At 55.5% G+C, this 25,261-nt stretch carries 17 protein-coding genes and 3 rRNA genes; 10 read left to right on the forward strand and 10 right to left on the reverse strand.

Annotated elements, in window-relative coordinates; all coding sequences use genetic code 11:
• Positions 1–379: 379 nt before the first annotated feature.
• The 5 genes from rrf to U5A05_RS23805 all read right to left on the reverse strand — a co-directional run bounded on the left by rrf (position 380) and on the right by U5A05_RS23805 (position 8,379).
• Positions 380–495 (reverse strand): 5S ribosomal RNA (gene rrf / locus U5A05_RS23785).
• 161 nt (positions 496–656) lie between these two features.
• Positions 657–3,548: ribosomal RNA gene (locus U5A05_RS23790) — 23S ribosomal RNA — on the reverse strand.
• 327 nt (positions 3,549–3,875) lie between these two features.
• A 16S ribosomal RNA gene (locus U5A05_RS23795) occupies positions 3,876–5,412 on the reverse strand.
• Together the 16S, 23S and 5S rRNA genes form the textbook arrangement of a ribosomal RNA operon.
• A 550-nt stretch (positions 5,413–5,962) precedes the next feature.
• Complete coding sequence (locus U5A05_RS23800) at positions 5,963–7,183, reverse strand: CaiB/BaiF CoA transferase family protein (protein WP_261740261.1); 1,221 nt, start codon at positions 7,181–7,183, stop codon at positions 5,963–5,965.
• A 14-nt stretch (positions 7,184–7,197) separates the two neighbouring features.
• Positions 7,198–8,379 carry an acyl-CoA dehydrogenase gene (locus U5A05_RS23805; RefSeq protein WP_261740262.1) on the reverse strand — a complete coding sequence of 394 codons (1,182 nt, stop codon included), beginning with the start codon at positions 8,377–8,379 and terminating at the stop codon, positions 7,198–7,200.
• Between the two features lie 158 nt (positions 8,380–8,537).
• On the opposite strand from U5A05_RS23805, the gene U5A05_RS23810 reads away from it, so the two are divergent.
• The 10 genes from U5A05_RS23810 (at position 8,538) to U5A05_RS23855 (ending at position 18,311) form a co-directional block, all read left to right on the forward strand.
• Entirely contained in the window at positions 8,538–9,434 is an 897-nt protein-coding gene (locus tag U5A05_RS23810; RefSeq protein ID WP_261740263.1) for a LysR family transcriptional regulator, read from the forward strand.
• 436 nt (positions 9,435–9,870) lie between these two features.
• Complete coding sequence (locus U5A05_RS23815) at positions 9,871–10,992, forward strand: Re/Si-specific NAD(P)(+) transhydrogenase subunit alpha (RefSeq protein WP_261740264.1); 1,122 nt, start codon at positions 9,871–9,873, stop codon at positions 10,990–10,992.
• Positions 10,993–11,003: 11 nt separating this feature from the next.
• The gene (locus U5A05_RS23820; protein ID WP_261740265.1) at positions 11,004–11,327 is read left to right on the forward strand and encodes an NAD(P) transhydrogenase subunit alpha part 2; all 324 of its coding nucleotides are present in this window, start codon (positions 11,004–11,006) and stop codon (positions 11,325–11,327) included.
• Positions 11,324–12,760, forward strand: coding sequence for an NAD(P)(+) transhydrogenase (Re/Si-specific) subunit beta (locus U5A05_RS23825; RefSeq protein WP_261740266.1), 1,437 nt, complete (start codon positions 11,324–11,326; stop codon positions 12,758–12,760). The genes U5A05_RS23820 and U5A05_RS23825 overlap by 4 nt, the downstream gene beginning before the upstream one ends.
• A gap of 181 nt (positions 12,761–12,941) precedes the next feature.
• Positions 12,942–14,432: an acetyl-CoA hydrolase/transferase family protein gene (locus tag U5A05_RS23830; protein WP_261740267.1), complete on the forward strand. Its 1,491-nt coding sequence runs from the start codon at positions 12,942–12,944 to the stop codon at positions 14,430–14,432.
• A gap of 317 nt (positions 14,433–14,749) precedes the next feature.
• Positions 14,750–14,965, forward strand: coding sequence for a DUF1127 domain-containing protein (locus U5A05_RS23835; protein WP_019826986.1), 216 nt, complete (start codon positions 14,750–14,752; stop codon positions 14,963–14,965).
• Positions 14,966–15,266: 301 nt separating this feature from the next.
• Positions 15,267–15,584: a DUF2388 domain-containing protein gene (locus tag U5A05_RS23840; protein WP_261740268.1), complete on the forward strand. Its 318-nt coding sequence runs from the start codon at positions 15,267–15,269 to the stop codon at positions 15,582–15,584.
• 128 nt (positions 15,585–15,712) lie between these two features.
• Positions 15,713–16,006, forward strand: a complete 294-nt coding sequence (locus U5A05_RS23845; protein WP_321835113.1) for a DUF2388 domain-containing protein — start codon at positions 15,713–15,715, stop codon at positions 16,004–16,006.
• 26 nt (positions 16,007–16,032) lie between these two features.
• The gene (locus U5A05_RS23850) at positions 16,033–16,353 is read left to right on the forward strand and encodes a DUF2388 domain-containing protein (RefSeq protein ID WP_019826982.1); all 321 of its coding nucleotides are present in this window, start codon (positions 16,033–16,035) and stop codon (positions 16,351–16,353) included.
• The gene (locus U5A05_RS23855) at positions 16,350–18,311 is read left to right on the forward strand and encodes a DUF7844 domain-containing protein (RefSeq protein WP_321835115.1); all 1,962 of its coding nucleotides are present in this window, start codon (positions 16,350–16,352) and stop codon (positions 18,309–18,311) included. The genes U5A05_RS23850 and U5A05_RS23855 overlap by 4 nt, the downstream gene beginning before the upstream one ends.
• A 175-nt stretch (positions 18,312–18,486) precedes the next feature.
• On the opposite strand, the gene U5A05_RS23860 is transcribed toward U5A05_RS23855, so the two are convergent.
• The 5 genes from U5A05_RS23860 to U5A05_RS23880 all read right to left on the reverse strand — a co-directional run bounded on the left by U5A05_RS23860 (position 18,487) and on the right by U5A05_RS23880 (position 25,228).
• Entirely contained in the window at positions 18,487–19,362 is an 876-nt protein-coding gene (locus U5A05_RS23860) for a response regulator (RefSeq protein ID WP_261740271.1), read from the reverse strand.
• Between the two features lie 77 nt (positions 19,363–19,439).
• Positions 19,440–20,201: a phosphate signaling complex protein PhoU gene (gene phoU, locus U5A05_RS23865; protein ID WP_261740272.1), complete on the reverse strand. Its 762-nt coding sequence runs from the start codon at positions 20,199–20,201 to the stop codon at positions 19,440–19,442.
• Between the two features lie 111 nt (positions 20,202–20,312).
• On the reverse strand, positions 20,313–21,146 hold the full coding sequence (gene pstB / locus U5A05_RS23870; protein ID WP_261740273.1) for a phosphate ABC transporter ATP-binding protein PstB: 834 nt from the start codon (positions 21,144–21,146) through the stop codon (positions 20,313–20,315).
• 110 nt (positions 21,147–21,256) lie between these two features.
• The gene (gene pstA, locus U5A05_RS23875) at positions 21,257–22,927 is read right to left on the reverse strand and encodes a phosphate ABC transporter permease PstA (protein ID WP_261740275.1); all 1,671 of its coding nucleotides are present in this window, start codon (positions 22,925–22,927) and stop codon (positions 21,257–21,259) included.
• 15 nt (positions 22,928–22,942) lie between these two features.
• Positions 22,943–25,228, reverse strand: coding sequence for an ABC transporter permease subunit (locus U5A05_RS23880; RefSeq protein WP_321835117.1), 2,286 nt, complete (start codon positions 25,226–25,228; stop codon positions 22,943–22,945).
• Positions 25,229–25,261 lie beyond the last annotated feature (33 nt).

Below are 25,261 nucleotides of genomic sequence, written 5' to 3' on the forward strand. Positions count from 1 at the left end.
ATAATCTTGTTGACTATCAGTCTGACTCCACAAGCACCCACACGAATTGCTTGATTCAGTTGTTAAAGAGCGGTTGGTTAGCTTTCGCTGAACCGAGGCGCGCATTCTACAGCAGCCTCTGTTGCTGTCAAGCGGTTATTTAAGATGTTTTCAAAGTTTCCTCTGTAACATCAACCACTTGCGCTTTCGATCTCTCGTTAGCGGGAGGCGAATTCTACAGCGTTACACGCTGCTGTCAACACCTTATTTCCTGCTACGTTCAATCTACTTGTTAGCCAGGCAAATGGCCTGGTTAACAGCACACGCTTTTTACAAAGCTTGTACTTATACAAAAACAAAATCCCCGACTGCGTGAGCAGACAGGGATTTTGGAATTTAATCTTGACGATGACCTACTCTCACATGGGGAAACCCCACACTACCATCGGCGATGCATCGTTTCACTACTGAGTTCGGGATGGGATCAGGTGGTTCCAATGCTCTATGGTCGTCAAGAAATTCGGTAGCCAGGTCGTTTGCCTTTCGGCTCACGCTCCAGCGAATGGGTATGTAATAGAGTGGTGTTTTGTGAATCGCAAACTTTCGGTTTGTATCGTCTTCACACACCGCAACTTGCAGGCTCTTGTGTTCAAGGGCGCAAATTGCTTGGGTGTTATATGGTCAAGCCTCACGGGCAATTAGTATTGGTTAGCTCAACGCCTCACAGCGCTTACACACCCAACCTATCAACGTCGTAGTCTTCGACGGCCCTTTAGGGAACTCAAGGTTCCAGTGAGATCTCATCTTGAGGCAAGTTTCCCGCTTAGATGCTTTCAGCGGTTATCTTTCCCGAACATAGCTACCCGGCAATGCCACTGGCGTGACAACCGGAACACCAGAGGTTCGTCCACTCCGGTCCTCTCGTACTAGGAGCAGCCCCTCTCAAATCTCAAACGTCCACGGCAGATAGGGACCGAACTGTCTCACGACGTTCTAAACCCAGCTCGCGTACCACTTTAAATGGCGAACAGCCATACCCTTGGGACCGGCTTCAGCCCCAGGATGTGATGAGCCGACATCGAGGTGCCAAACACCGCCGTCGATATGAACTCTTGGGCGGTATCAGCCTGTTATCCCCGGAGTACCTTTTATCCGTTGAGCGATGGCCCTTCCATACAGAACCACCGGATCACTAAGACCTACTTTCGTACCTGCTCGACGTGTCTGTCTCGCAGTCAAGCGCGCTTTTGCCTTTATACTCTACGACCGATTTCCGACCGGTCTGAGCGCACCTTCGTACTCCTCCGTTACTCTTTAGGAGGAGACCGCCCCAGTCAAACTACCCACCATACACTGTCCTCGATCCGGATAACGGACCTGAGTTAGAACCTCAAAGTTGCCAGGGTGGTATTTCAAGGTTGGCTCCATGCAGACTGGCGTCCACACTTCAAAGCCTCCCACCTATCCTACACAAGCAAATTCAAAGTCCAGTGCAAAGCTATAGTAAAGGTTCACGGGGTCTTTCCGTCTAGCCGCGGATACACTGCATCTTCACAGCGATTTCAATTTCACTGAGTCTCGGGTGGAGACAGCGCCGCCATCGTTACGCCATTCGTGCAGGTCGGAACTTACCCGACAAGGAATTTCGCTACCTTAGGACCGTTATAGTTACGGCCGCCGTTTACCGGGGCTTCGATCAAGAGCTTCGCGTTAGCTAACCCCATCAATTAACCTTCCGGCACCGGGCAGGCGTCACACCCTATACGTCCACTTTCGTGTTTGCAGAGTGCTGTGTTTTTAATAAACAGTCGCAGCGGCCTGGTATCTTCGACCGGCGTGGGCTTACGCAGTAAATGCTTCACCCTCACCGGCGCACCTTCTCCCGAAGTTACGGTGCCATTTTGCCTAGTTCCTTCACCCGAGTTCTCTCAAGCGCCTTGGTATTCTCTACCCAACCACCTGTGTCGGTTTGGGGTACGGTTCCTGGTTACCTGAAGCTTAGAAGCTTTTCTTGGAAGCATGGCATCAACCACTTCGTTGTCTAAAAGACAACTCGTCATCAGCTCTCGGCCTTAGAATCCCGGATTTACCTAAGATTCCAGCCTACCACCTTAAACTTGGACAACCAACGCCAAGCTGGCCTAGCCTTCTCCGTCCCTCCATCGCAATAACCAGAAGTACAGGAATATTAACCTGTTTTCCATCGACTACGCTTTTCAGCCTCGCCTTAGGGACCGACTAACCCTGCGTCGATTAACGTTGCGCAGGAAACCTTGGTCTTTCGGCGTGGGTGTTTTTCACACCCATTATCGTTACTCATGTCAGCATTCGCACTTCTGATACCTCCAGCAAGCTTCTCAACTCACCTTCACAGGCTTACAGAACGCTCCTCTACCGCATCACCTAAGTGATACCCGTAGCTTCGGTGTATGGTTTGAGCCCCGTTAAATCTTCCGCGCAGGCCGACTCGACTAGTGAGCTATTACGCTTTCTTTAAAGGGTGGCTGCTTCTAAGCCAACCTCCTAGCTGTCTAAGCCTTCCCACATCGTTTCCCACTTAACCATAACTTTGGGACCTTAGCTGACGGTCTGGGTTGTTTCCCTTTTCACGACGGACGTTAGCACCCGCCGTGTGTCTCCCATGCTCGGCACTTGTAGGTATTCGGAGTTTGCATCGGTTTGGTAAGTCGGGATGACCCCCTAGCCGAAACAGTGCTCTACCCCCTACAGTGATACATGAGGCGCTACCTAAATAGCTTTCGAGGAGAACCAGCTATCTCCGAGCTTGATTAGCCTTTCACTCCGATCCACAGGTCATCCGCTAACTTTTCAACGGTAGTCGGTTCGGTCCTCCAGTTAGTGTTACCCAACCTTCAACCTGCCCATGGATAGATCGCCCGGTTTCGGGTCTATTCCCAGCGACTAGACGCCCTATTAAGACTCGCTTTCGCTACGCCTCCCCTATTCGGTTAAGCTTGCCACTGAAAATAAGTCGCTGACCCATTATACAAAAGGTACGCAGTCACCCAACAAAGTAGGCTCCCACTGCTTGTACGCATACGGTTTCAGGATCTATTTCACTCCCCTCTCCGGGGTTCTTTTCGCCTTTCCCTCACGGTACTAGTTCACTATCGGTCAGTCAGTAGTATTTAGCCTTGGAGGATGGTCCCCCCATATTCAGACAAAGTTTCTCGTGCTCCGTCCTACTCGATTTCACTGTAAAGATGTTTTCGCGTACAGGGCTATCACCCACTATGGCCGCACTTTCCAGAGCGTTCCGCTAACATCAATACAGCTTAAGGGCTGGTCCCCGTTCGCTCGCCACTACTAAGGGAATCTCGGTTGATTTCTTTTCCTCAGGGTACTTAGATGTTTCAGTTCCCCTGGTTCGCTTCTTAAGCCTATGTATTCAGCTTAAGATACCTAACTTATGTTAGGTGGGTTCCCCCATTCAGACATCTCCGGATCAAAGTCTGTTTGCCGACTCCCCGAAGCTTTTCGCAGGCTACCACGTCTTTCATCGCCTCTGACTGCCAAGGCATCCACCGTATGCGCTTCTTCACTTGACCATATAACCCCAAGCAATCTGGTTATACTATGAAGACGACATTCGCCGAAAATTCGCATGTTCAATTAAGAACTCATTCACAAATTTTACCTTAGCCTGAATAAACACCAGTGAAAGTGTTATCCAGTCTAACTTTCTATTACATACCCAAATTTTTAAAGAACGATCTAATCAAAAGATCAGAAATCAACATTCACTCTCTTTCGAGAAAATGTTCATTTCTAAGCTTTACGATAGAGAAGCCGTACAACTTAAGTGGCTTCTACCGTCTTTTACAGTGAATCAAGCAATTCGTGTGGGAACTTATGGAGCAGCTGATGTCGTCGATTAAGGAGGTGATCCAGCCGCAGGTTCCCCTACGGCTACCTTGTTACGACTTCACCCCAGTCATGAATCACACCGTGGTAACCGTCCTCCCGAAGGTTAGACTAGCTACTTCTGGTGCAACCCACTCCCATGGTGTGACGGGCGGTGTGTACAAGGCCCGGGAACGTATTCACCGTGACATTCTGATTCACGATTACTAGCGATTCCGACTTCACGCAGTCGAGTTGCAGACTGCGATCCGGACTACGATCGGTTTTATGGGATTAGCTCCACCTCGCGGCTTGGCAACCCTTTGTACCGACCATTGTAGCACGTGTGTAGCCCAGGCCGTAAGGGCCATGATGACTTGACGTCATCCCCACCTTCCTCCGGTTTGTCACCGGCAGTCTCCTTAGAGTGCCCACCATTACGTGCTGGTAACTAAGGACAAGGGTTGCGCTCGTTACGGGACTTAACCCAACATCTCACGACACGAGCTGACGACAGCCATGCAGCACCTGTCTCAATGTTCCCGAAGGCACCAATCTATCTCTAGAAAGTTCATTGGATGTCAAGGCCTGGTAAGGTTCTTCGCGTTGCTTCGAATTAAACCACATGCTCCACCGCTTGTGCGGGCCCCCGTCAATTCATTTGAGTTTTAACCTTGCGGCCGTACTCCCCAGGCGGTCAACTTAATGCGTTAGCTGCGCCACTAAGAGTTCAAGACTCCCAACGGCTAGTTGACATCGTTTACGGCGTGGACTACCAGGGTATCTAATCCTGTTTGCTCCCCACGCTTTCGCACCTCAGTGTCAGTATCAGTCCAGGTAGTCGCCTTCGCCACTGGTGTTCCTTCCTATATCTACGCATTTCACCGCTACACAGGAAATTCCACTACCCTCTACCATACTCTAGCTTGCCAGTTTTGGATGCAGTTCCCAGGTTGAGCCCGGGGATTTCACATTCAACTTAACAAACCACCTACGCGCGCTTTACGCCCAGTAATTCCGATTAACGCTTGCACCCTCTGTATTACCGCGGCTGCTGGCACAGAGTTAGCCGGTGCTTATTCTGTCGGTAACGTCAAGACAGTCACGTATTAGGTAACTGCCCTTCCTCCCAACTTAAAGTGCTTTACAATCCGAAGACCTTCTTCACACACGCGGCATGGCTGGATCAGGCTTTCGCCCATTGTCCAATATTCCCCACTGCTGCCTCCCGTAGGAGTCTGGACCGTGTCTCAGTTCCAGTGTGACTGATCATCCTCTCAGACCAGTTACGGATCGTAGCCTTGGTGAGCCATTACCTCACCAACTAGCTAATCCGACCTAGGCTCATCTGATAGCGCAAGGCCCGAAGGTCCCCTGCTTTCTCCCGTAGGACGTATGCGGTATTAGCGTCCGTTTCCGAACGTTATCCCCCACTATCAGGCAGATTCCTAGGTATTACTCACCCGTCCGCCGCTCTCAAGAGAAGCAAGCTTCTCTCTACCGCTCGACTTGCATGTGTTAGGCCTGCCGCCAGCGTTCAATCTGAGCCATGATCAAACTCTTCAGTTCAAACATCTTTGGGTTTTTAAGAAACCCTAAACTTGGCTCAGCAATCGTTGGTTACATCTTTGATTTCTCGCGGAGTAACTTGTGATGCTGATAATCTTGTTGACTATCAGTCTGACTCCACAAGCACCCACACGAATTGCTTGATTCAGTTGTTAAAGAGCGGTTGGTTAGCTTTCGCTGAACCGAGGCGCGCATTCTACAGCAGCCTCTGTTGCTGTCAAGCGGTTATTTTAAGATGTTTTCAAAGTTTCCTCTGTAACATCAACCACTTGCGCTTTCGATCTCTCGTTAGCGGGAGGCGAATTCTACAGCGTTACACGCTGCTGTCAACACCTCATTTCCTGCTTCGATGACTTGAAGCTGACACTGTCGAAAACCAATCCAACTCATTGAAACTCAAGGAGTTTTCCGTTTCGACTGCGCCGGAAGTGGGCGAATTATAGGCCGTTACAATTTTAGGTCAAGGCTTAATTGAGCAAAACTATCAATTAGTCCGAAAGCCCCCAAATTACACCTATATAGAGGGGTGCTGGCGCACCCCTCTATATAGCTACAACACACCCGACAACCGCAAAGCCTGCACCGCACCCGCCTGCATCCCCAACACCCGCTCCAACACCTGCTGAGTATGCTCACCCAACAAAGGAGGGGCATTACGGTACTCCACCGGCGTTTCGGACAACCGGATAGGGCTGGCCACTTGCGGCACCAGTCCCGCCAACGCATGGGGCAACTGCATCGCCAGCCCCCGAGCCTGTACCTGAGGATCAGCAAACACCTGAGCCAGGTCATTGATCGGCCCACAGGGAACACCAACCGCCTCCAGCTGCGCTACCCACTCAGCCGTGGTCTTGAACACCGTCGCCTGCCTGATAAGCGGCACCAGCACCCCGCGATTAGCGACACGCAGTTTGTTGGTAGCAAAGCGCGGATCATCCACCCACTCAGACCGACCTGCCACCTCTGCAAACTTGCGGAACTGGCTGTCATTCCCCACGGTAAGGATGAAGTCACCATCTGCCGTCGGAAAATCCTGATAAGGCACAATATTCGGATGAGCATTGCCCAGACGCTGAGGGGCAACACCTGTAGTTAGATAGTTCATCGCCTGATTCGCCAGGCAGGCCACCTGCACATCCAACAGCGCCATATCAATATGCTGACCACCGCCGTCATGCTGACGATGTGCAAGAGCTGCCAGAATCGCGACCGTGGAGTAGAGCCCGGTCAAAATGTCCGTGAGCGCAACTCCAACCTTTACCGGACCTGCGCCCTCCTCACCCTCTGGCCGCCCGGTCAGACTCATCAGACCGCCCAAGCCCTGAACCATGAAGTCATAACCTGCCCGCTTGGCATAGGGACCGGTTTGACCGAACCCTGTAATCGAGCAGTAGATCAAATCGGGATTCAATGCCTTTAGCGACGCGTAGTCCAAGCCGTAAGCTTGCAGACCACCCACCTTGAAGTTCTCGATCAGAATGTCGGACTTGGCCGCCAGCTCACGAACCAGCTGCTGCCCCTCAGGCTTGGTGAAATCAATAGTTACCGATTGCTTGTTGCGGTTGGCCGACAAGTAATAGGCAGCCTCCCCGGTACTCTCGCCATAGGCATCTTTAAGGAAGGGCGGCCCCCAGGCACGAGTGTCATCACCATTACCCGGGCGCTCAACCTTGATCACCTCAGCCCCCAGGTCCGCCAGTATCTGCCCCGCCCACGGCCCCGCCAGCACACGAGACAAATCCAACACCCGCAAATGCGATAAAGCACCCATGAGCCGAGCTCCTGTTAATAGAACGCCTGAAGACCAGTCTGCGCACGACCAAGGATCAAGGCATGCACGTCATGCGTGCCTTCATAGGTGTTAACAACTTCCAGATTGACCAGATGACGAGCTACCCCGAACTCATCCGAGATACCGTTACCGCCCAGCATGTCGCGAGCCATACGTGCGATATCCAAGGACTTGCCGCATGAGTTGCGCTTCATGATTGAAGTAATCTCAACAGCCGCAGTACCTTCGTCCTTCATCCGCCCCAGACGCAGGCAACCCTGCAGAGCCAACGTAATCTCGGTCTGCATATCAGCCAGCTTTTTCTGGATCAACTGAGTTGCCGCCAAAGGCCGACCAAACTGATGACGATCCAGGGTGTACTGACGCGCCGTGTGCCAGCAAAACTCAGCGGCACCAAGCGCACCCCAGGAGATGCCATAACGAGCAGAGTTAAGGCAGGTAAAAGGACCTTTCAGGCCGCGCACATCCGGAAAGATGTTCTCTTGCGGCACAAACACGTTATCCATAACGATTTCACCTGTAATGGAAGCACGCAAGCCAACCTTGCCGTGAATCGTAGGCGTAGTCAGACCCTTCCAGCCTTTTTCCAGAACAAAGCCACGAATGTCGCCTTCATCGTCCTTGGCCCACACCACAAATACATCAGCGATAGGACTGTTGGTGATCCACATCTTGCTACCCGTCAGGCTGTAGCCGCCATCTACCGAACGGGCACGAGTGATCATCGCGCCTGGATCAGAACCATGATTAGGCTCTGTCAGACCAAAACAGCCAATCCACTCGCCAGACGCCAGCTTGGGTAGATACTTTTGCTTTTGCGCCTCAGTACCGAACTCATTGATCGGCACCATTACCAGAGACGACTGCACACTCATCATCGAGCGATAACCTGAGTCGACACGCTCAACCTCACGCGCAATCAGGCCGTAGCTGACGTAGTTAAGGCCACTACCACCGTACTGCTCAGGAATCATTGCACCCAGCAGACCGGTTTCGCCCATTTCGCGAAAGATCGCAGGGTCAGTCTTCTCATTACGGAAAGCCTCAAGCACACGCGGCGCCAACTTGTCCTGAGCGAATTGCTCAGCACTGTCGCGCACCATGCGCTCTTCTTCAGTGAGCTGCTGATCCAGCAACAGTGGATCAATCCAGTTGAAGCTTGCTTTACCCGCCATGAGAGAACCCTCGTGTAATAGGTCAAATATCGTGGGCCAATCCTAGGCCCCTTCTATATAGAAGGACAAACGAGGATTCGACACCATCTTGTGATAATTTCTCACTCCGTAGCCCTCAAGAAAGCCATTTCTGACTGTATTTAGTGAGGAAGCCGTACATGCGCCGCAAGATCCCTAGTACAACAGCTCTCATCAGCTTCGAGACCGCTGCACGTCACGAAAGCTTTACCAAGGCAGCACATGAGCTATCCCTCACTCAAGGGGCTATTTGCCGACAGATTGCCGGCCTGGAAGAGTTCTTGAGTGTAGAACTCTTCCGACGCTCCAAGCGCGGCGTAAAGCTGACTGAAGCAGGGCTTTCCTACAGCCGGCGCATTGCCACCCAGTTGGATGCCGTAGAACGGGATACGCTGTCCGTCATGGGCCAACAAGGTGCCAACGTGATTGAGCTGGCCGTAGTGCCCACTTTCGGCACGCAATGGCTATTACCTCGCCTCAAGGACTTCCAGCAACAACACCCGGACGTCACAGTAAACCTGACCAACCGCACACGCCCCTTCCTGTTTGCCGATACCGATTTTGATGCCGCCATCTATTTCGGCGATGCCGATTGGTCCGGCACATCGTCCTACCGCCTGATGGGCGAAAACCCGGTCCCCGTGTGTAGCCCCGCATTATTAGGCGCACAGCAGAACCTCAGCCCTCAAGCGCTCGCAGAACTGCCCCTACTGCAACAAACCACCCGCCCCTACGCCTGGCGCCAATGGTTTAACGCCCAGGACATGAATGTGCCACGAGACATGACCGGCCCACGTTACGAACTGTTCTCGATGCTGGCCCAGGCCGCCATGCATGAAATGGGAGTAGCCCTGATCCCGCCCTTCCTGATTCAGCGCGAACTGGCCGAAAAACGCCTGGTGATTGCCAATGATTGCGCCCTGTCCAGCACCAAGGCTTACTACCTGATGATCCCTGAACGAAAAATTGAATCAGCTTCACTGCAAGCTTTCCAGGACTGGCTGATCACGCAGGCCAAGGGATACAGCCTGATTTAATGCACCGCATCGTCCAGACAAACTATGTAGTGCCTAAAGAAATAGCACTACATATATAAGGAAATGTCGCTTTTAAACACTCTGTACTTTGGTCTAACTGGACAAACCTGAAGGCCAGTAACCACGCGGCCTGCAGGGTATTTCTCAAAGTTATGCAGCGATAACCAAAAGAAATGTGAAAAAAACTCAAAAAACAGGTAAATCTCCTGAAAGCCACGTTTTTAAAGGCGTGTAGCCAAGCGTTGCGACATTCGGTCACTGCATGACTTGTAGTTTAGATCTCGTCATCCTCCATAAGTCCTTGAAGGGCAAAAAAATTGCCAGCAGAATGCCCCGCCCCACCCATACTTTGGTGGGATCGTGCTGATCGGCCGCCCCAGTCGCACCATCCGTAGTGCGCTGGCTTTCTTATAAAAGATCACGCAGGAGATATGACGTGCACATTGGTGTTCCTCTCGAGACCCATACGGGTGAAACGCGGGTTGCTGCAACCCCGGAAACCATCAAGAAGCTGATCGGCCAAGGCCATAAAGTGACTGTTCAAAGCGGCGCTGGCATTAATGCCAGTGTTATCGACAGTGCTTATGAAGCCGCCGGCGCGACTATTGGCAACGCTACAGATGCTTTCGGCGCAGAGCTGATTCTCAAGGTTGTCGCTCCCAGCGATAGCGAACTGGCCCTGATCAAAACCGGCACCGTGCTGATTGGTATGCTTAACCCGTTCAGCAATGAAACCATTGCCAAACTGGCCGAGCGTGGGATCACTGCCTTCTCTCTCGAAGCTGCTCCACGAACCTCTCGTGCGCAAAGTCTTGATGTGCTGTCATCCCAAGCCAACATTGCTGGCTATAAAGCCGTCCTCGTCGCGGCTCACCACTATCCGCGCTTTATGCCGATGCTGATGACTGCCGCCGGGACCGTTAAAGCCGCTCGCGTGTTGATTCTGGGCGCTGGTGTTGCCGGCTTGCAGGCCATTGCCACCGCCAAGCGTTTGGGTGCAGTAATCGAAGCCTCCGATGTGCGACCTGCGGTTAAAGAGCAGATCGAATCCCTGGGCGCCAAATTTGTCGACGTACCTTACGAAACCGACGAAGAACGCGAATGCGCCGTTGGCGTAGGCGGTTATGCCCGCCCGATGCCAGCAAGCTGGATGCAGCGCCAGGCCTTGGCCGTTCACGAACGCGCCAAGCAGGCGGATATCGTGATCACCACCGCCCTGATCCCGGGCCGTAAAGCGCCTGTTCTGCTCAGCGCTGAAACCGTGGCCCAGATGAAACCAGGCTCGGTGGTCATCGACCTGGCTGCTGCCCAGGGCGGCAACTGCCCGCTGACCGTCGCCGACCAAGTGGTGGTTGAACATGGCGTGACCATCGTCGGCCACACCAACCTGCCCGCCATGGTTGCCGCTGACGCCTCGGCGCTTTACGCCCGCAACCTGCTGGACTTCCTCAAGCTGGTCTTCACCCCCGAAGGGCAGTTCCAGATCAACCTTGAAGACGACATCGTCGCCGCGTGCCTAATGTGCCGCGACGGTCAAGTCGTGCGCAAAAACGGCTGAGGATAAAAATAATGGAAGAACTCATCTCCCCCGGTATCTACAACCTGATCATCTTCGCGCTGGCCATTTATGTGGGCTATCACGTGGTCTGGAACGTTACCCCGGCGCTGCACACTCCACTCATGGCCGTTACCAACGCCATTTCGGCGATTGTCATCGTGGGCGCCATGCTCGCCGCCGCACTGACTGTTACCCCACTGGGTAAAACCATGGGCACATTGGCGGTCGCGCTGGCTGCCGTAAACGTATTCGGTGGATTTTTGGTCACCCGGCGCATGCTGGAAATGTTCAAGAAGAAAGCACCTAAAGCCAAAGAAGAGGTGCGCAAGCCATGAGCATGAACCTGGTCACTGTTCTGTATCTGGTTGCATCCATTTGCTTTATTCAGGCCCTCAAAGGTCTGTCACACCCCACTACCTCACGTCGCGGCAACCTGTTCGGCATGCTCGGCATGGGTCTGGCGATCATTACCACCGTCGGCCTGATCTACAAGTTGGGCGCCGAGATCGCCACCGCCGGTATTGGCTATGTGATTGTCGGCCTGCTGGTCGGCGGCACCGCTGGCTCGATCATGGCCAAACGCGTCGAAATGACCAAAATGCCTGAGCTGGTGGCTTTCATGCACAGCATGATTGGCCTCGCGGCGGTATTCATTGCGATCGCGGCCGTGGTCGAACCGCAGTCGCTGGGCATCGTCAAACACCTGGGCGACGCCATCCCTGCGGGCAACCGTCTGGAACTGTTCCTGGGCGCGGCCATTGGTGCAATCACCTTCTCCGGCTCAGTGATCGCCTTCGGCAAACTCTCGGGCAAGTACAAGTTCCGCCTGTTTCAGGGAGCACCGGTACAGTTCAGCGGCCAACACAAGCTGAACCTGGTACTGGGCCTGGCTACGTTGGGCCTGGGCATCACCTTTATGCTGACCGGCAACCTCAACGCCTTCGCGCTGATGCTGGCTCTGGCGTTTGTGCTGGGTGTGCTGATCATCATCCCGATTGGCGGCGCTGACATGCCGGTCGTGGTATCGATGCTTAATAGCTACTCAGGTTGGGCTGCAGCCGGTATCGGTTTCTCACTGAACAACTCGATGCTGATCATCGCCGGTTCGCTGGTAGGTTCTTCGGGTGCGATCCTGTCGTACATCATGTGCAAGGCGATGAACCGTTCGTTCTTCAACGTGATCCTCGGCGGCTTTGGTGGCGCAACTGACACTGGCGGCCCGGCGGGCGCACAAGAAGCTCGTCCGGTTAAATCCGGCTCGGCTGACGATGCCACCTTCCTGCTGATGAACGCCGACACCGTGATCATTGTTCCGGGCTATGGCCTGGCGGTAGCACGGGCACAACATGCGCTCAAAGAGCTGACCGAAAAGCTGACCCATCGCGGCGTAACCGTGAAGTATGCGATTCACCCGGTTGCAGGTCGCATGCCTGGCCATATGAACGTGCTGCTGGCCGAGGCCGAAGTGCCTTACGACCAAGTGTTCGAGATGGAAGACATCAACTCCGAGTTTGGCCAAGCTGACGTAGTGCTGGTGCTGGGCGCCAACGACGTGGTCAACCCCGCAGCCAAGAACGATCCGAAATCGCCAATTGCAGGCATGCCGATCCTCGAAGCTTATAAAGCCAAAACCGTCATCGTTAACAAACGCTCAATGGCCAGTGGCTATGCAGGTCTGGATAACGAACTGTTTTATCTGGATAAAACCATGATGGTCTTCGGCGACGCCAAAAAAGTTATTGAAGATATGGTCAAAGCCGTCGAGTAACATCCCGCATCATCGCAATATCGAGAACCCCGGCGCGGTAATGGCCGGGGTTTTTCTTTTTCCAAGGAACCCGACCAAAGGCTCTAAATCGGCCTCTGGCATTCGACCATGGTAGCGGGACGAAAGGCTCTGAAAATGAATAGACTGCGCCTCTTGCTTCCGTTGCCCGAGATAACAATCCATGTACCGTGAACGTATTCGCCTGAACTCCCTGCACGATAAGGTCATGAGCGCCGAAGATGCCGCCGCCCTTATCCAAGACGGCATGACCGTCGGCATGAGCGGTTTTACCCGTGCCGGTGAAGCCAAAGCCGTCCCGCAGGCCCTGGCCGAGCGGGCTAAAAAGTCGCCACTTAAAATCACCCTGATGACCGGCGCCAGCCTGGGTAACGACCTCGACAAGCAATTGACCGAAGCCGGTGTACTGGCCCGCCGCATGCCATTTCAGGTAGACAGCACCCTGCGCAAGGCGATCAACGCCGGCGAAGTGATGTTTATCGACCAGCATTTGTCCGAAACCGTTGAGCAACTGCGCAACAATCAGCTCAAGCTACCCGACATTGCAGTTATCGAAGCCGTCGCTATTACCGAGCAAGGTCATATTGTTCCGACGACCTCCGTGGGCAACTCCGCCAGCTTCGCGATTTTCGCCAAACAGGTGATCATCGAGATCAACATGGCGCATAACCCGAACCTGGAAGGTTTGCACGACATCTATATCCCGACCTACCGCCCGACGCGTACGCCGATTCCGCTGGTGAAAGTCGACGATCGTATCGGCAGCACCGCGATCCCGATCCCGCCGGAAAAAATCGTCGCTATCGTGATCACCAACAAGCCGGACTCGCCGTCCACCGTGTCCGAGCCGGACAGCGAAACCGACGGTATCGCCTTTCACCTGATCAATTTCCTCAAACAGGAAGTTGAAGCCGGGCGCATGACCAACAAGCTCGGCCCGCTGCAAGCCGGTATCGGTAACATCGCCAACGCCGTGATGTGCGGCCTGATCGACTCGCCGTTCGAAGACCTGACCATGTACTCCGAAGTACTTCAGGACTCGACCTTTGACCTGATCGACGCGGGCAAGATGACCTTCGCTTCGGGCAGCTCCATCACCTTGTCGGAACGTCGCAACTCGGACGTGTTCGGCAACCTGGAGCGCTACAAGGACAAGTTGGTGCTGCGCCCGCAAGAGATCTCCAACCACCCTGAAGTGGTTCGCCGCCTGGGCATCATCGGGATTAATACCGCGCTGGAATTCGACATCTACGGCAACGTTAACTCCACGCACGTCTGTGGCACACGGATGATGAACGGCATCGGCGGTTCAGGCGACTTCGCCCGCAACGCGCATCTGGCGATCTTCGTTACCAAATCGATTGCCAAGGCCGGGGCAATCTCCAGCGTGGTGCCAATGGTCAGCCACGTCGACCACACCGAGCACGACGTCGACATCCTCGTCACCGAGCAAGGCCTGGCTGATTTGCGCGGTCTGGCTCCGCGTGAGCGCGCACGCGTGATTATCGACAACTGTGTGCACCCTGACTTCCGTGAAGCCCTGAATGACTACTTCACCAAGGCCTGCGCAATTGGCGGTCACACACCGCACATCCTGCGTGAAGCCCTGAGCTGGCATATCAACCTGGAAGAAACCGGGAAAATGTTGCCGTAACACGCGAGCTAGACAGCCGCTGACCGAAAACTGTTTCGTCAGCGGCTTTTTTATACCTGTAATTTCAAAAACTGTACTGCTGTACTGGTCAATTTCTCTCCCTGAAACACACTTCCCCTACCATTTTTGCCAATTTCGCACCATTAAAGTGCGCACAGGTACAGTTGCGCTCATTTCTAGCCGTACAGCCCTCTTAAACAGTTAACTGGCCCATTGCAATACAGATGAACTGTATCTAGAGACCCTGGACAAAGAGGAGGATCATTGGCATCAGTTAAACCACTAGCCAATGCCGCCACAAGCGGAAGGATGTCACCATGGAACGTACACTCAGTTCCGAACTGTTCAGCGAAAGCAACTCTGTAAACACCCAGGCTTCCATGCCTTTGCGCGTACTTGCCAACCTGATGTTGTGGCAGCGCCGCATCTCCAGCCGCCATCAATTGGCTCGCCTGGACTCGCGTCTTCTGGCTGATGCCGGGATTAGCGAAGCACAGCGTTACGAAGAGCTGAGCAAGCCGTTCTGGCGCTAACTAGCGCTCGCTGGCCCTGACCACCGGTCCACCGCCAGCACCCTGAATTGAAAAAACAAAACCCGTCGCGGATTACCGCTGACGGGTTTTGTCGTTATGGGGCTATCGTTTTGGTAGCTTGCAAGCCAACAGGTACAGTTTTAAATATATTAAAATAAGGCAGGTACAGTTTGTGAAATACCTGATCCAGAGCACCCTGGCTACGGTTCCAGACAAAACATCCTTTGCCTGATGCGACCCTCAGCCTACTATTCGGCCCATAACCGTCTATTTTCATACGTTCACATTCAGGAGTCTTACCATGTCCACACTTCGCCTACTTAGCGCGGCTGCTCTGCTGGTCGTTGCTGCAAGCGCCAACGCCTCAAGCTTCATCGTTACCACCGACGGCATCGTGGGCACTCTAAAAGCCACATCCGATCTGACATCCGATGCCACTGGCTCGTTTCGTGACAACAAGATCGTGCGCGCAGCCCGTGACGACGCCGCCAGCTTCGTGGCCAGCGAAGGAACCATTCGTGGGGTAAAACTGGAAAGCGCCTTCGAAGCCATTCGCCAACAAGCGCCTCAATTGCAGGCCACTGATGCACAACTGGCTCAGGCCATCCTGACCATCTGATCAGGCACACATCCTGTAGCCACTGCCGCAGGTTGCGAATCGCAGCCTGCGGCAGTGTTTTGAACCAAGCTGGCCCTCCCCCGACCATTACGCTAGCCTTGAGCCTCATTCAAACAGCCTCGAGACCCATGCGCTTTCCCCTAATTGTTCTACTCGTACTCTGCTGGACTCAATCAGCCAACGCCTTCGACATGACCACCCAGAATGTGGTGCTCAGTGGTTACGTCACCAGTAAAGTGACGTCCGCGCCTTTTGATCACAAACTGATACGTGCCGCACAGGACGACGCCGCCGTCTTTATTGCCAGTGATGGCCAAATGAGAGGCGCACAGCTGGAGTCTGCCCTGCGTTATCTGCGCTTGAACCAGCCAAAATTGAGTGCCAGCGACCTTGAACTGGCACAGACAATTCTCGTCCAATAAGTACCCGCTTTTTCCGGAGATTTTTCATGCGTAGCCCTCTAATCGTCGCCACCCTTGGCCTTTTGCTGCTCGCCGATGTGGCACAGGCACAAACCGTCGTGCAGACCAGTAACATCATCGTGCGCGCTTTTGGCCGCACCATTGACTTCACATCCGACACCACTACTTCCATCCGCGACTCTAAAGTTGTGCGCGAAGCCCACGACGACGCTGCCACCTTCGTCGCCAGCCAAGGTGATATTCGCGGCGTGCAACTGGAAGCAGCTTTCAGCACCCTGCGCGACCGCGTGCCTGAAGCCCGCAACGCCAGCGACCAGGATCTCGCCGAAGCCATCCTCGCACTGTGAGGCCGCTAACGCGCTGGCTCGCCGCCTGTGGCCTGCTGCTGATTACCAGCAGCGCCCAGGCCGCGCTGCATCTGCAACTCAAGACCGAGGGTCTGAGCCCGGCCGAACAACAGGCCAGCCAAGCCCTGCTCGATGAAGCCATGCAGAGCCTGCCACCGCGTTTTATCGAGCAACTGGATCGACAGATTCTGGTGGGCTGGACCGATGACATGCCCAGCAACGCTTACGGCCAGGCATCACTGACCTCCGAGCTGGACCTCAACCGCAATCTGCTGGCCGGGCTGACCGATGGCTCTGCCGCCACCCAGCAGACCAACCGCCCCCACGGCACTGTGCGCCGGGAAATGCTCGCCACCGTCTTGCACGAGCTGACCCATATCTACGACCGCGCCCGCCTCTGGCCCGCAGCCGAGCGCACGCTAATCCGCCGCTGTGCCCGGCAAAGCAGCAACACAGGCCTGATTGGCATCCCCGATCAATGTCGCGGGCAGACTGAGCGGCGCTTCACCCTCAGTGATGATCCCCGCTTGCTCGACCTGGCAGGCTGGCAGCAATACGTGGGCCGACGGGGCGAACGCGAGCAAGACAACCACCAGGTTGTACGCAGCCCGGACCTGTATGAAGTCAGCAGCCCCAAGGAGTTTGTCGCGGTCAATATGGAGTACTTCCTCCTCGACCCGGCCTACGCCTGCCGCCGCCCGGCTCTGTATCGCTACTACAAAGAACATTTCGGCTGGGCACCCGCAGCCAAGGATGAATGCCCACAGGGCTTTGCATTCCTCAATGCTGGCAACGATTTCGGCAAAACACCGCTCGGCACCGTAGACCCGGAGCGGGTGTACGCCGTCGACTATCTGCTGGCCGAGGCCAATCAGGAATGGGCCAGCCGCTGGGGTCACAGCATGCTGCGCTTGGTGATCTGTGCTCCCGGTCGTCCGCGCGGGCCGGACTGTCGCCTCGATCTGCAAGAACACTTGGTGCTGTCTTACCGGGCGTTCGTCAATGACGTACAGCTCTCAAGCTGGGACGGCCTGACCGGGGCCTACCCTTCGCGCCTGTTTGTATTGCCGCTGGCTCAGGTGATCGACGAATACACCAAGACCGAATTGCGCAGCCTGGCTTCCGTGCCGCTCAAACTGAGCCGCCCTGAAATCGAGGAAGTGGTGGAACACGCCGCCGAAATGCATTGGAGCTATGACGGCGACTACTATTTCATCTCCAATAACTGCGCGGTGGAAACCCTGAAGCTGCTGCGCAGCGGCAGCGACAATGCCCAGCTCAAGGGTCTGGACAGCATCGTACCCAATGGCCTGCTTGAAGTGCTCAAGGCCCGGGGACTGGCGGACACCAGCGTGCTGGACAACCCGAAAGAAGCGTTGCGCCTGGGTTATCGCTTTGATTCCTACCGCGATCGCTACCAAGCGATGTTCGACGTGCTCAAGACCCGCTTGCCGATCAAGCAAACCACTGTCGAAGACTGGCTGGCCCTGAGTGCCGACGAGCGCCGACCATGGTTTGAGCAAGCAGACTTGCGGGCCAGCGCGGCATTATTGCTACTGGAGCAAGCCAGCTTTCGTCGCCAGCTGCTATTGGCCCAGGATGAGGTCAAACAAAAGTACCTGGGCGCACGCGGACTCAAGGATGGCGGCATGGACAAAGCCAACAAGACCCTGCAGGAAATCCTCGCCAGCAGCGGCTTCCTCAGTCGCCCGGCCGAACTGCTCGGCAGCAGCGGCTACGGTCTGCCGCAAGCCAAGGAGTGGGAAATGCTGGAGTCCGAAAGCAGCCAGCGCCAGCAGCAGCTACTGCGCCTGACCACTGACCTGGACAAGGAAGTTCGCAGCCTGCTGGAACCGGCCCGCGCAGCTGAAATTGCAGCTACTGAAGCCAACGTCAAACAGATCGGCGAACACTTGCGGGCAATTCACAAGGCATCCGGCGGGTTGCAACTGCCCTGACGGTCAAAAAACTGTAGCACTGCCGAAGGAACGAGGCTGCGTTCGGCGGTGAAGCCGTCGTAAATCATGAGAGCCGGATTTGTCTGGCACACCGCAGTGTCTGATTTTGCGACGACTCCGTCGCCGAACGCAGCCTCGTTCCTGCGGCAGCTGCTACAGGGAGTATCACGACCGCTTACGCACCCGGCACAAAATGCTTCTGCGCCGTACCGTGGGCAATCAGCCGCGAGAGGTAGTTCATTTTGTCGGCATCCTGGTCGACAAAGCGGAAGGTCAGTTGCAACCAGGCACTGTCCGGCTTTGGCTCAAATGCCACGATGGCATGCAGATAACCATTCAATCGCGCCACCTCGGCGCTCTCGCCCTGCTCAAGGTCCAATACGGCGCTGTCCAGCACCTGAGGCAGCACTTCGCCGCGACGCACCACCAGCAGCGCCTCCTTGAGGCTCAGCGCCTTGATCACGCACGTCTGTGTGCCGCTGGGCAAACGCAGTTGCCCTTGCCCACGACTGGTCAGTGCAGGTGCCGCTACAGGTGCTGGACGTGGTGCAGGAGCAACTGGGGCAGAAGTCACCACTTGCGCCTTGCCACCGGTCAACGCATTCAGCGAGTCATTGCCAAACGCCGAGCTCATACGGGTCGGCGCGCTGGCCATTACTGAGTCGAGCAGACCGGCCTTGGTAAACGCCTTCTTCACCTTGGACAGAAGCTGTTCGTTGGTGAACGGCTTGCTGACAAAATCCGAAACCCCCGCCTGAATGGCCTGGATCACGTTCTCTTTGTCACCACGGCTGGTGACCATGATAAAGGGCAACGTTTTCAGCTTGTCCTGCTCGCGACACCAGCTCAACAGCTCAAGGCCGGACATCTCTGGCATTTCCCAGTCGCACAGCACCAAATCAAACGCTTCGCGGGTCAGCAGAGTCTGGGCTTTGCGGCCGTTGACTGCGTCTTCGATCCTGATGCCCGGAAAATAGTTACGCAGGCAATTTTTAATCAGATCACGAATAAACGACGCGTCATCCACCACCAGCACACTCACCTTGCTCATCGACTGCTCCTTGGATATGAAAGCCCAAAAAGCAAAACGCCCGGCAATGAGCCGGGCGTCTTTTGAATCAGGCTGTCTTATTTATCGTCAGGCGGCGGCGCAACATTAGCGTTATCAACATCAGGACCCTGAACTTCTTCGCGCATGCGCTTAAGGCCCATGTGACGCACGTCAGTACCGCGCACCAGATAAATCACCAGTTCCGAGATATTACGCGCGTGATCACCGATACGCTCCAGCGAACGCAGCACCCAAATAATGCTCAACACACGCGAGATCGAACGCGGGTCTTCCATCATGTAAGTGGCCAATTCACGCAGCGCGGTCTTGTATTCACGGTCGATGATTTTGTCGTACTGCGCGACCGACAACGCAAGGTCAGCATCGAAGCGGGCAAAGGCATCCAGTGCATCACGCACCATGTTGCGCACCTGATCACCGATGTGGCGCACTTCAACGTAACCACGTGGCGCTTCACCCTCTTCGCACAACTGGATGGCACGGCGAGCGATCTTGGTCGCTTCGTCACCGATGCGCTCAAGATCGATTACCGACTTGGAGATGCTGATGATCAAGCGCAAGTCAGACGCCGCAGGCTGGCGACGGGCCAGAATGCGCAGGCACTCCTCGTCGATGTTGCGCTCCATCTGATTGATTTGCTCATCGACCTCGCGCACCTGCTGAGCCAGACCCGAGTCGGCCTCGATCAACGCTGTTACGGCATCGTTGACCTGTTTCTCGACCAGGCCGCCCATCGCCAGCAGGTGGCTGCGCACGTCCTCGAGTTCCGCGTTGAACTGCGCGGAAATGTGATGGGTGAGGCCATCCTTTGAAATCATGGTTTTGCTCCGCAAAAGCTTCAAGCGACAAGCTTCAAGCTGCAAGTTGATTGTGTCGTTACGCCAAACTGCCTTTACTTGCCGCTTGAAGCTAACGGCTTGCAGCTGCTACTAACCATACCGCCCGGTGATGTAGTCTTCGGTCTGCTTCTTCGCCGGATTGGTGAACAGCGTGTCGGTGTCGCCGTACTCAACCATTTTGCCCATGTACATGAACGCCGTGTAGTCCGAAACCCGGGCTGCTTGCTGCATGTTGTGCGTCACGATGACGATGGTGAACTTGGACTTGAGTTCGTAGATCAGCTCTTCGACTTTCAGCGTTGAAATCGGATCGAGTGCCGAGCATGGCTCATCGAGCAGCAACACTTCAGGCTCCACCGCAATGGTGCGAGCAATCACCAGACGCTGCTGCTGACCACCGGACAGGCCCAATGCCGATTCGTGCAGGCGGTCCTTGACCTCATCCCACAATGCCGCGCCCTTGAGTGCCCACTCAACGGCTTCGTCGAGGACGCGTTTTTTGTTGATGCCCTGAATCCGCAGACCGTAAACCACGTTCTCGTAAATGGTCTTGGGGAACGGGTTAGGCTTCTGGAACACCATCCCGACGCGGCGACGCAGCTCAGCCACATCCTCACCCTTACGGTAGATGTTGTTGCCGTACAGGTTGATCTCGCCTTCGACGCGGCAACCATCCACCAGGTCGTTCATGCGGTTGAAGGTGCGCAGCAGCGTGGACTTGCCACAGCCGGACGGACCGATAAACGCCGTTACCCGTTGTTTCGGGATATTCAGGCTCACGTCGTACAGCGCCTGCTTTTCACCGTAGTAAAGATTCAGGCCCGGCACTTCGATGGCGACTTCTTCGTTTTCCAGCTTCAAGCTTTGTTTGGTGCGACCCAAGGCTGACATGTTGATGCCGTGGGCAGTGGATTCATGCTGCATGGTCTTACTCCGTTCGTAGCTGCAAGCTTCTAGCTGCAAGCTGCAAGTTTTGAGCAAAAGCGGAGGCGGCATTGACTTGCCGCTTGTAGCTTGCCGCTTGTGGCTATCTTTTAGCTTTCCAGCGCCTTGTACTTCTCGCGCAGGTGGTTACGAATCCACACTGCCGACAGGTTCAGGGTCGCGATCACCAGCACCAGCAGCAGCGCCGTGGCGTAAACCAGCGGTCGTGCAGCTTCGACGTTCGGGCTCTGGAAACCCACGTCATAAATATGGAAGCCCAGGTGCATGATCTTCTGGTCAAGGTGCAGGTACGGGTAGTTGCCATCCAGCGGCAGCGACGGCGCCAGCTTGACCACACCCACCAGCATCAGCGGCGCCACTTCACCGGCAGCACGGGCCACGGCGAGGATCATGCCGGTCATCATGGCCGGGCTGGCCATCGGCAGCACGATCTTCCACAGAGTTTCCGATTTGGTCGCACCCAGCGCCAGCGAGCCTTCACGAACCGTACGCGGAATCCGCGCCAACCCTTCTTCGGTGGCCACGATCACGACCGGAACCGCCAGCAGCGCCAAGGTCAGCGAGGCCCACATCAGGCCCGGCGTACCAAAGGTCGGCGCCGGCAATGCTTCGGCAAAGAACAGGCGGTCAACCGAGCCACCCAGCACATACACAAAAAAGCCCAGACCAAATACGCCGTAAACAATCGCAGGCACACCCGCCAGGTTGTTTACCGCGATACGGATCACCCGGGTCAGGGTGTTTTGCTTGGCATATTCCCGCAGGTAGACCGCCGCCAGTACGCCGAACGGGGTCACGATTATGGCCATGATCAGGGTCATCATTACGGTGCCGAAAATCGCCGGGAAGATCCCGCCTTCGGTGTTGGCTTCGCGCGGATCCTGGCTCAGGAACTCCCAGATGTTGCTGAAATACATGCCCAGTTTTTGCCAGCTGTTCATGGCGTTCGGCTGGTAGGCCTTGACCACTTTGCCGATGCCGATTTCCAGCTCTTTGCCATTGGCATCGCGGGCCGTGAGACTGTCGCGATTGAACTGCGCATGCAGATCGCCAAGGCGGTCTTCAATAGCCTTGTAACGTGCATTCAACTCGGCGCGCTCAGACTCCATGTCGGCTTGTGCCTGCGGGGTCAGCTTGCCTTCCAGTTCCAGCTTGCGGCCATGCAGACGGATGCGTTCCAACCCATGGTTGATCGCACCGATGTCTTTCTTCTCAAGCTGGCTCAGTTGCGATGCCAGATCATTCACTCGCTTGACCCGGGCTTGCAGCTCTGGCCAGGCAGCGGCACCTTCTGCCACCACCTTGCCGTTTTCTTTCACGTTAACCAGGTAACCGTAAAAGTTGCCCCACTCGCGACGCTCGATGGCCATCAACTCTGGCGGCATGCTCTGGTTGGTCAGCCACTCGCCCACCACCCAGGTAAAGTCGTTACCGTTCAAGTCGCGGTTGCCGACCTTGATCAGCTCGCGAGTCATGAACTCAGGGCCTTGTTCAGGTACTGGCAAGCCCGCGCTTTTCAGGCGCTCGCGGGGCACCTCTTCCTTTTGCACCACTTCGCCGATCACCAGGTGATTGGCATCACCCGGCACGTTGTACTCGGCATGTATAAGGTCAGCGGGCCAGAAGTGACCCAGGCCACGAACGGCAATCACCGACAGCAAGCCGATGGTCATGATGACGGCGATGGACACTGCACCACCGCTGATCCAGACGCCAGGAGCGCCGCTCTTGAACCAGCCTTTGAGGGAATTCTGTTTCACAGACTTCTACCTTCCTTAAAGCGACGAATATTTCTTGCGCAGACGCTGACGAATCAGCTCGGCAAGAGTGTTCATGATGAAGGTAAACAGCAGCAGCACCAGCGCCGAGAGGAACAGCACACGGTAATGGCTACCGCCCACTTCCGACTCTGGCATTTCTACCGCCACGTTCGCCGCCAAGGTCCGCAGGCCTTCGAACAGGTTCATTTCCATGACTGGGGTGTTACCGGTGGCCATCAACACAATCATCGTCTCGCCGACCGCACGCCCCATACCGATCATCAGTGCCGAGAAGATCCCCGGGCTGGCAGTCAGGATGACCACGCGGGTCATGGTTTGCCACGGCGTGGCACCCAGCGCCAGCGAACCCAGGGTCAGGCCGCGGGGCACGCTGAACACGGCGTCTTCAGCAATCGAGTAGATGTTGGGAATAACCGCAAAACCCATCGCCAGGCCAACTACCAGTGCGTTGCGCTGATCGTAGGTGATGCCCAGATCGTGGGAGATCCACATCCGCATATCGCCGCCGAAGAACCAGGCTTCCATGAACGGGCTCATGTACAGCGACAACCAGCCTACAAACAGCAGCACCGGAATCAGGATCATGCTCTCCCAGCCATCCGGTACGCGCAGCCGGATCGACTCAGGCAGGCGGCTCCAGGTAAAACCCGCGACCAGAATACCGACCGGCATCAACATCAACAGGCTGAAAATACCCGGCAAGTGCCCTTCCACATACGGCGCCAGAAACAGGCCGGCGAAGAAACCCAGGATCACCGTCGGCATCGCTTCCATCAGCTCGATCACCGGCTTGACCTTGCGGCGCAGGCTTGGCGCCATGAAGTAAGCGGTGTAAATCGCAGCAGCAACGGCCAGCGGTGCAGCCAGCAACATGGCGTAGAAAGCAGCCTTCAACGTACCGAAGGTCAATGGCGCAAGGCTCATCTTGGGTTCGAAGTCGGTGTTGGCGGCCGTCGATTGCCAGACGTACTTAGGTTCGTCGTAGTTCTCGTACCAGACCTTGCTCCACAACGCGCTCCAGGACACTTCCGGGTGCGGGTTCTTCAAGGTCAGCGGCAGCAACTTGCCGCCCTCTTCAACAATGATGCGGTTGGCACGCGGCGACAACGCCATGATGCCAGGGCCTTCGGCAATTTTTTCGACCAGCAGGGTGCGGTGTGCGGTGCTGTGGAACACGCCGATATCACCGGCAGCATCCATGGCCAGAAAGCCCTTGCGACGTTGCTCAGCGGTGATTTCAACAATCGGCGAGGTGCCCATCTGGAAGCTGCGGATATGCTTGAAGCGCTGTTCGCCATCCGGATCACGGGCCATGAACCACTGGCTCAGACCTCCCTTGGAATCACCAAAGATCAGCGAGATCCCCCCCACCAACTGCGTACTGGCAGTGATTTCAGTCGTCGCCTCATCGGCCAGCTTATAGCGACCGTTGAGGCTCTTGTCGCGCAGGCTGAACACATCGGCCTGGGCCCGATCATTGATCACATACAACCACTGCTGACGCGGGTCGATGTACAGCGCTTTGACCTGATTGGTCATCTGCGGCAGGTCGATGCGGGTTTCAGTATTCGTGACCTCTTCGGTCATCATGTTTTCTTCGCGGGCCAGCGACACAACGTTCAGTTGCGCGCCCGTCGTACCCGCCACTACCAGCGTCGAATCATTCACGCTGAGGTTCACGTGATCCAGTGCGCCACCCGTAGGGTCGAGCACGATCGGCGTTTCGCCATACGGGTATTCAATCGCCGGGCTGATGGTCTTCTTGCCATCCGGGTAACTGACTTTATAGCTATGACGGAACACCAGCGCCTGACCGTTGGACAGACCCAGCACCACCACCGGGTTGCCTGGCTGGTCCTCGCCCAATGCAGTCACATGCGTACCGGCTGGCAGCGGCAAGTTGACCCGCGACAGTTCGTCACCGTTCTTCGCATTGAAGAACAACACCATGCCCTTGTCTGATACGCGCATACCGACCTGATTCTGCTCCTCAATGGAAAGCATCAGCGGCTTGCCGGCGTCCTGCATCCAGACCGGCGTAATCGCCTGCTTGGGATTCAGGTCCGCGCCCTGGAACAAAGGGTAAACCACATAGCCCAGGAAGAAGAAAATCAGCGTGATCGCGCCGAGCACGGCAAGACCGCCGATAAATACATACCAGCGGGTCAGGTGGTCTTTAAACGCGCGGATGCGGCGCTTGCGTTGCAGTTCAGGCGTATTGAAATCAATGCGCTTGGGAGCGGATGTCGTAGTCATTGAGGAATTGGCCAGATCATTCATGCGCACACCCTAGCGGTCCTGTATGACAGAAAG

The sequence above is a fragment of the Pseudomonas kulmbachensis genome (assembly GCF_963681935.1).
Lineage (GTDB): Bacteria > Pseudomonadota > Gammaproteobacteria > Pseudomonadales > Pseudomonadaceae > Aquipseudomonas > Aquipseudomonas kulmbachensis.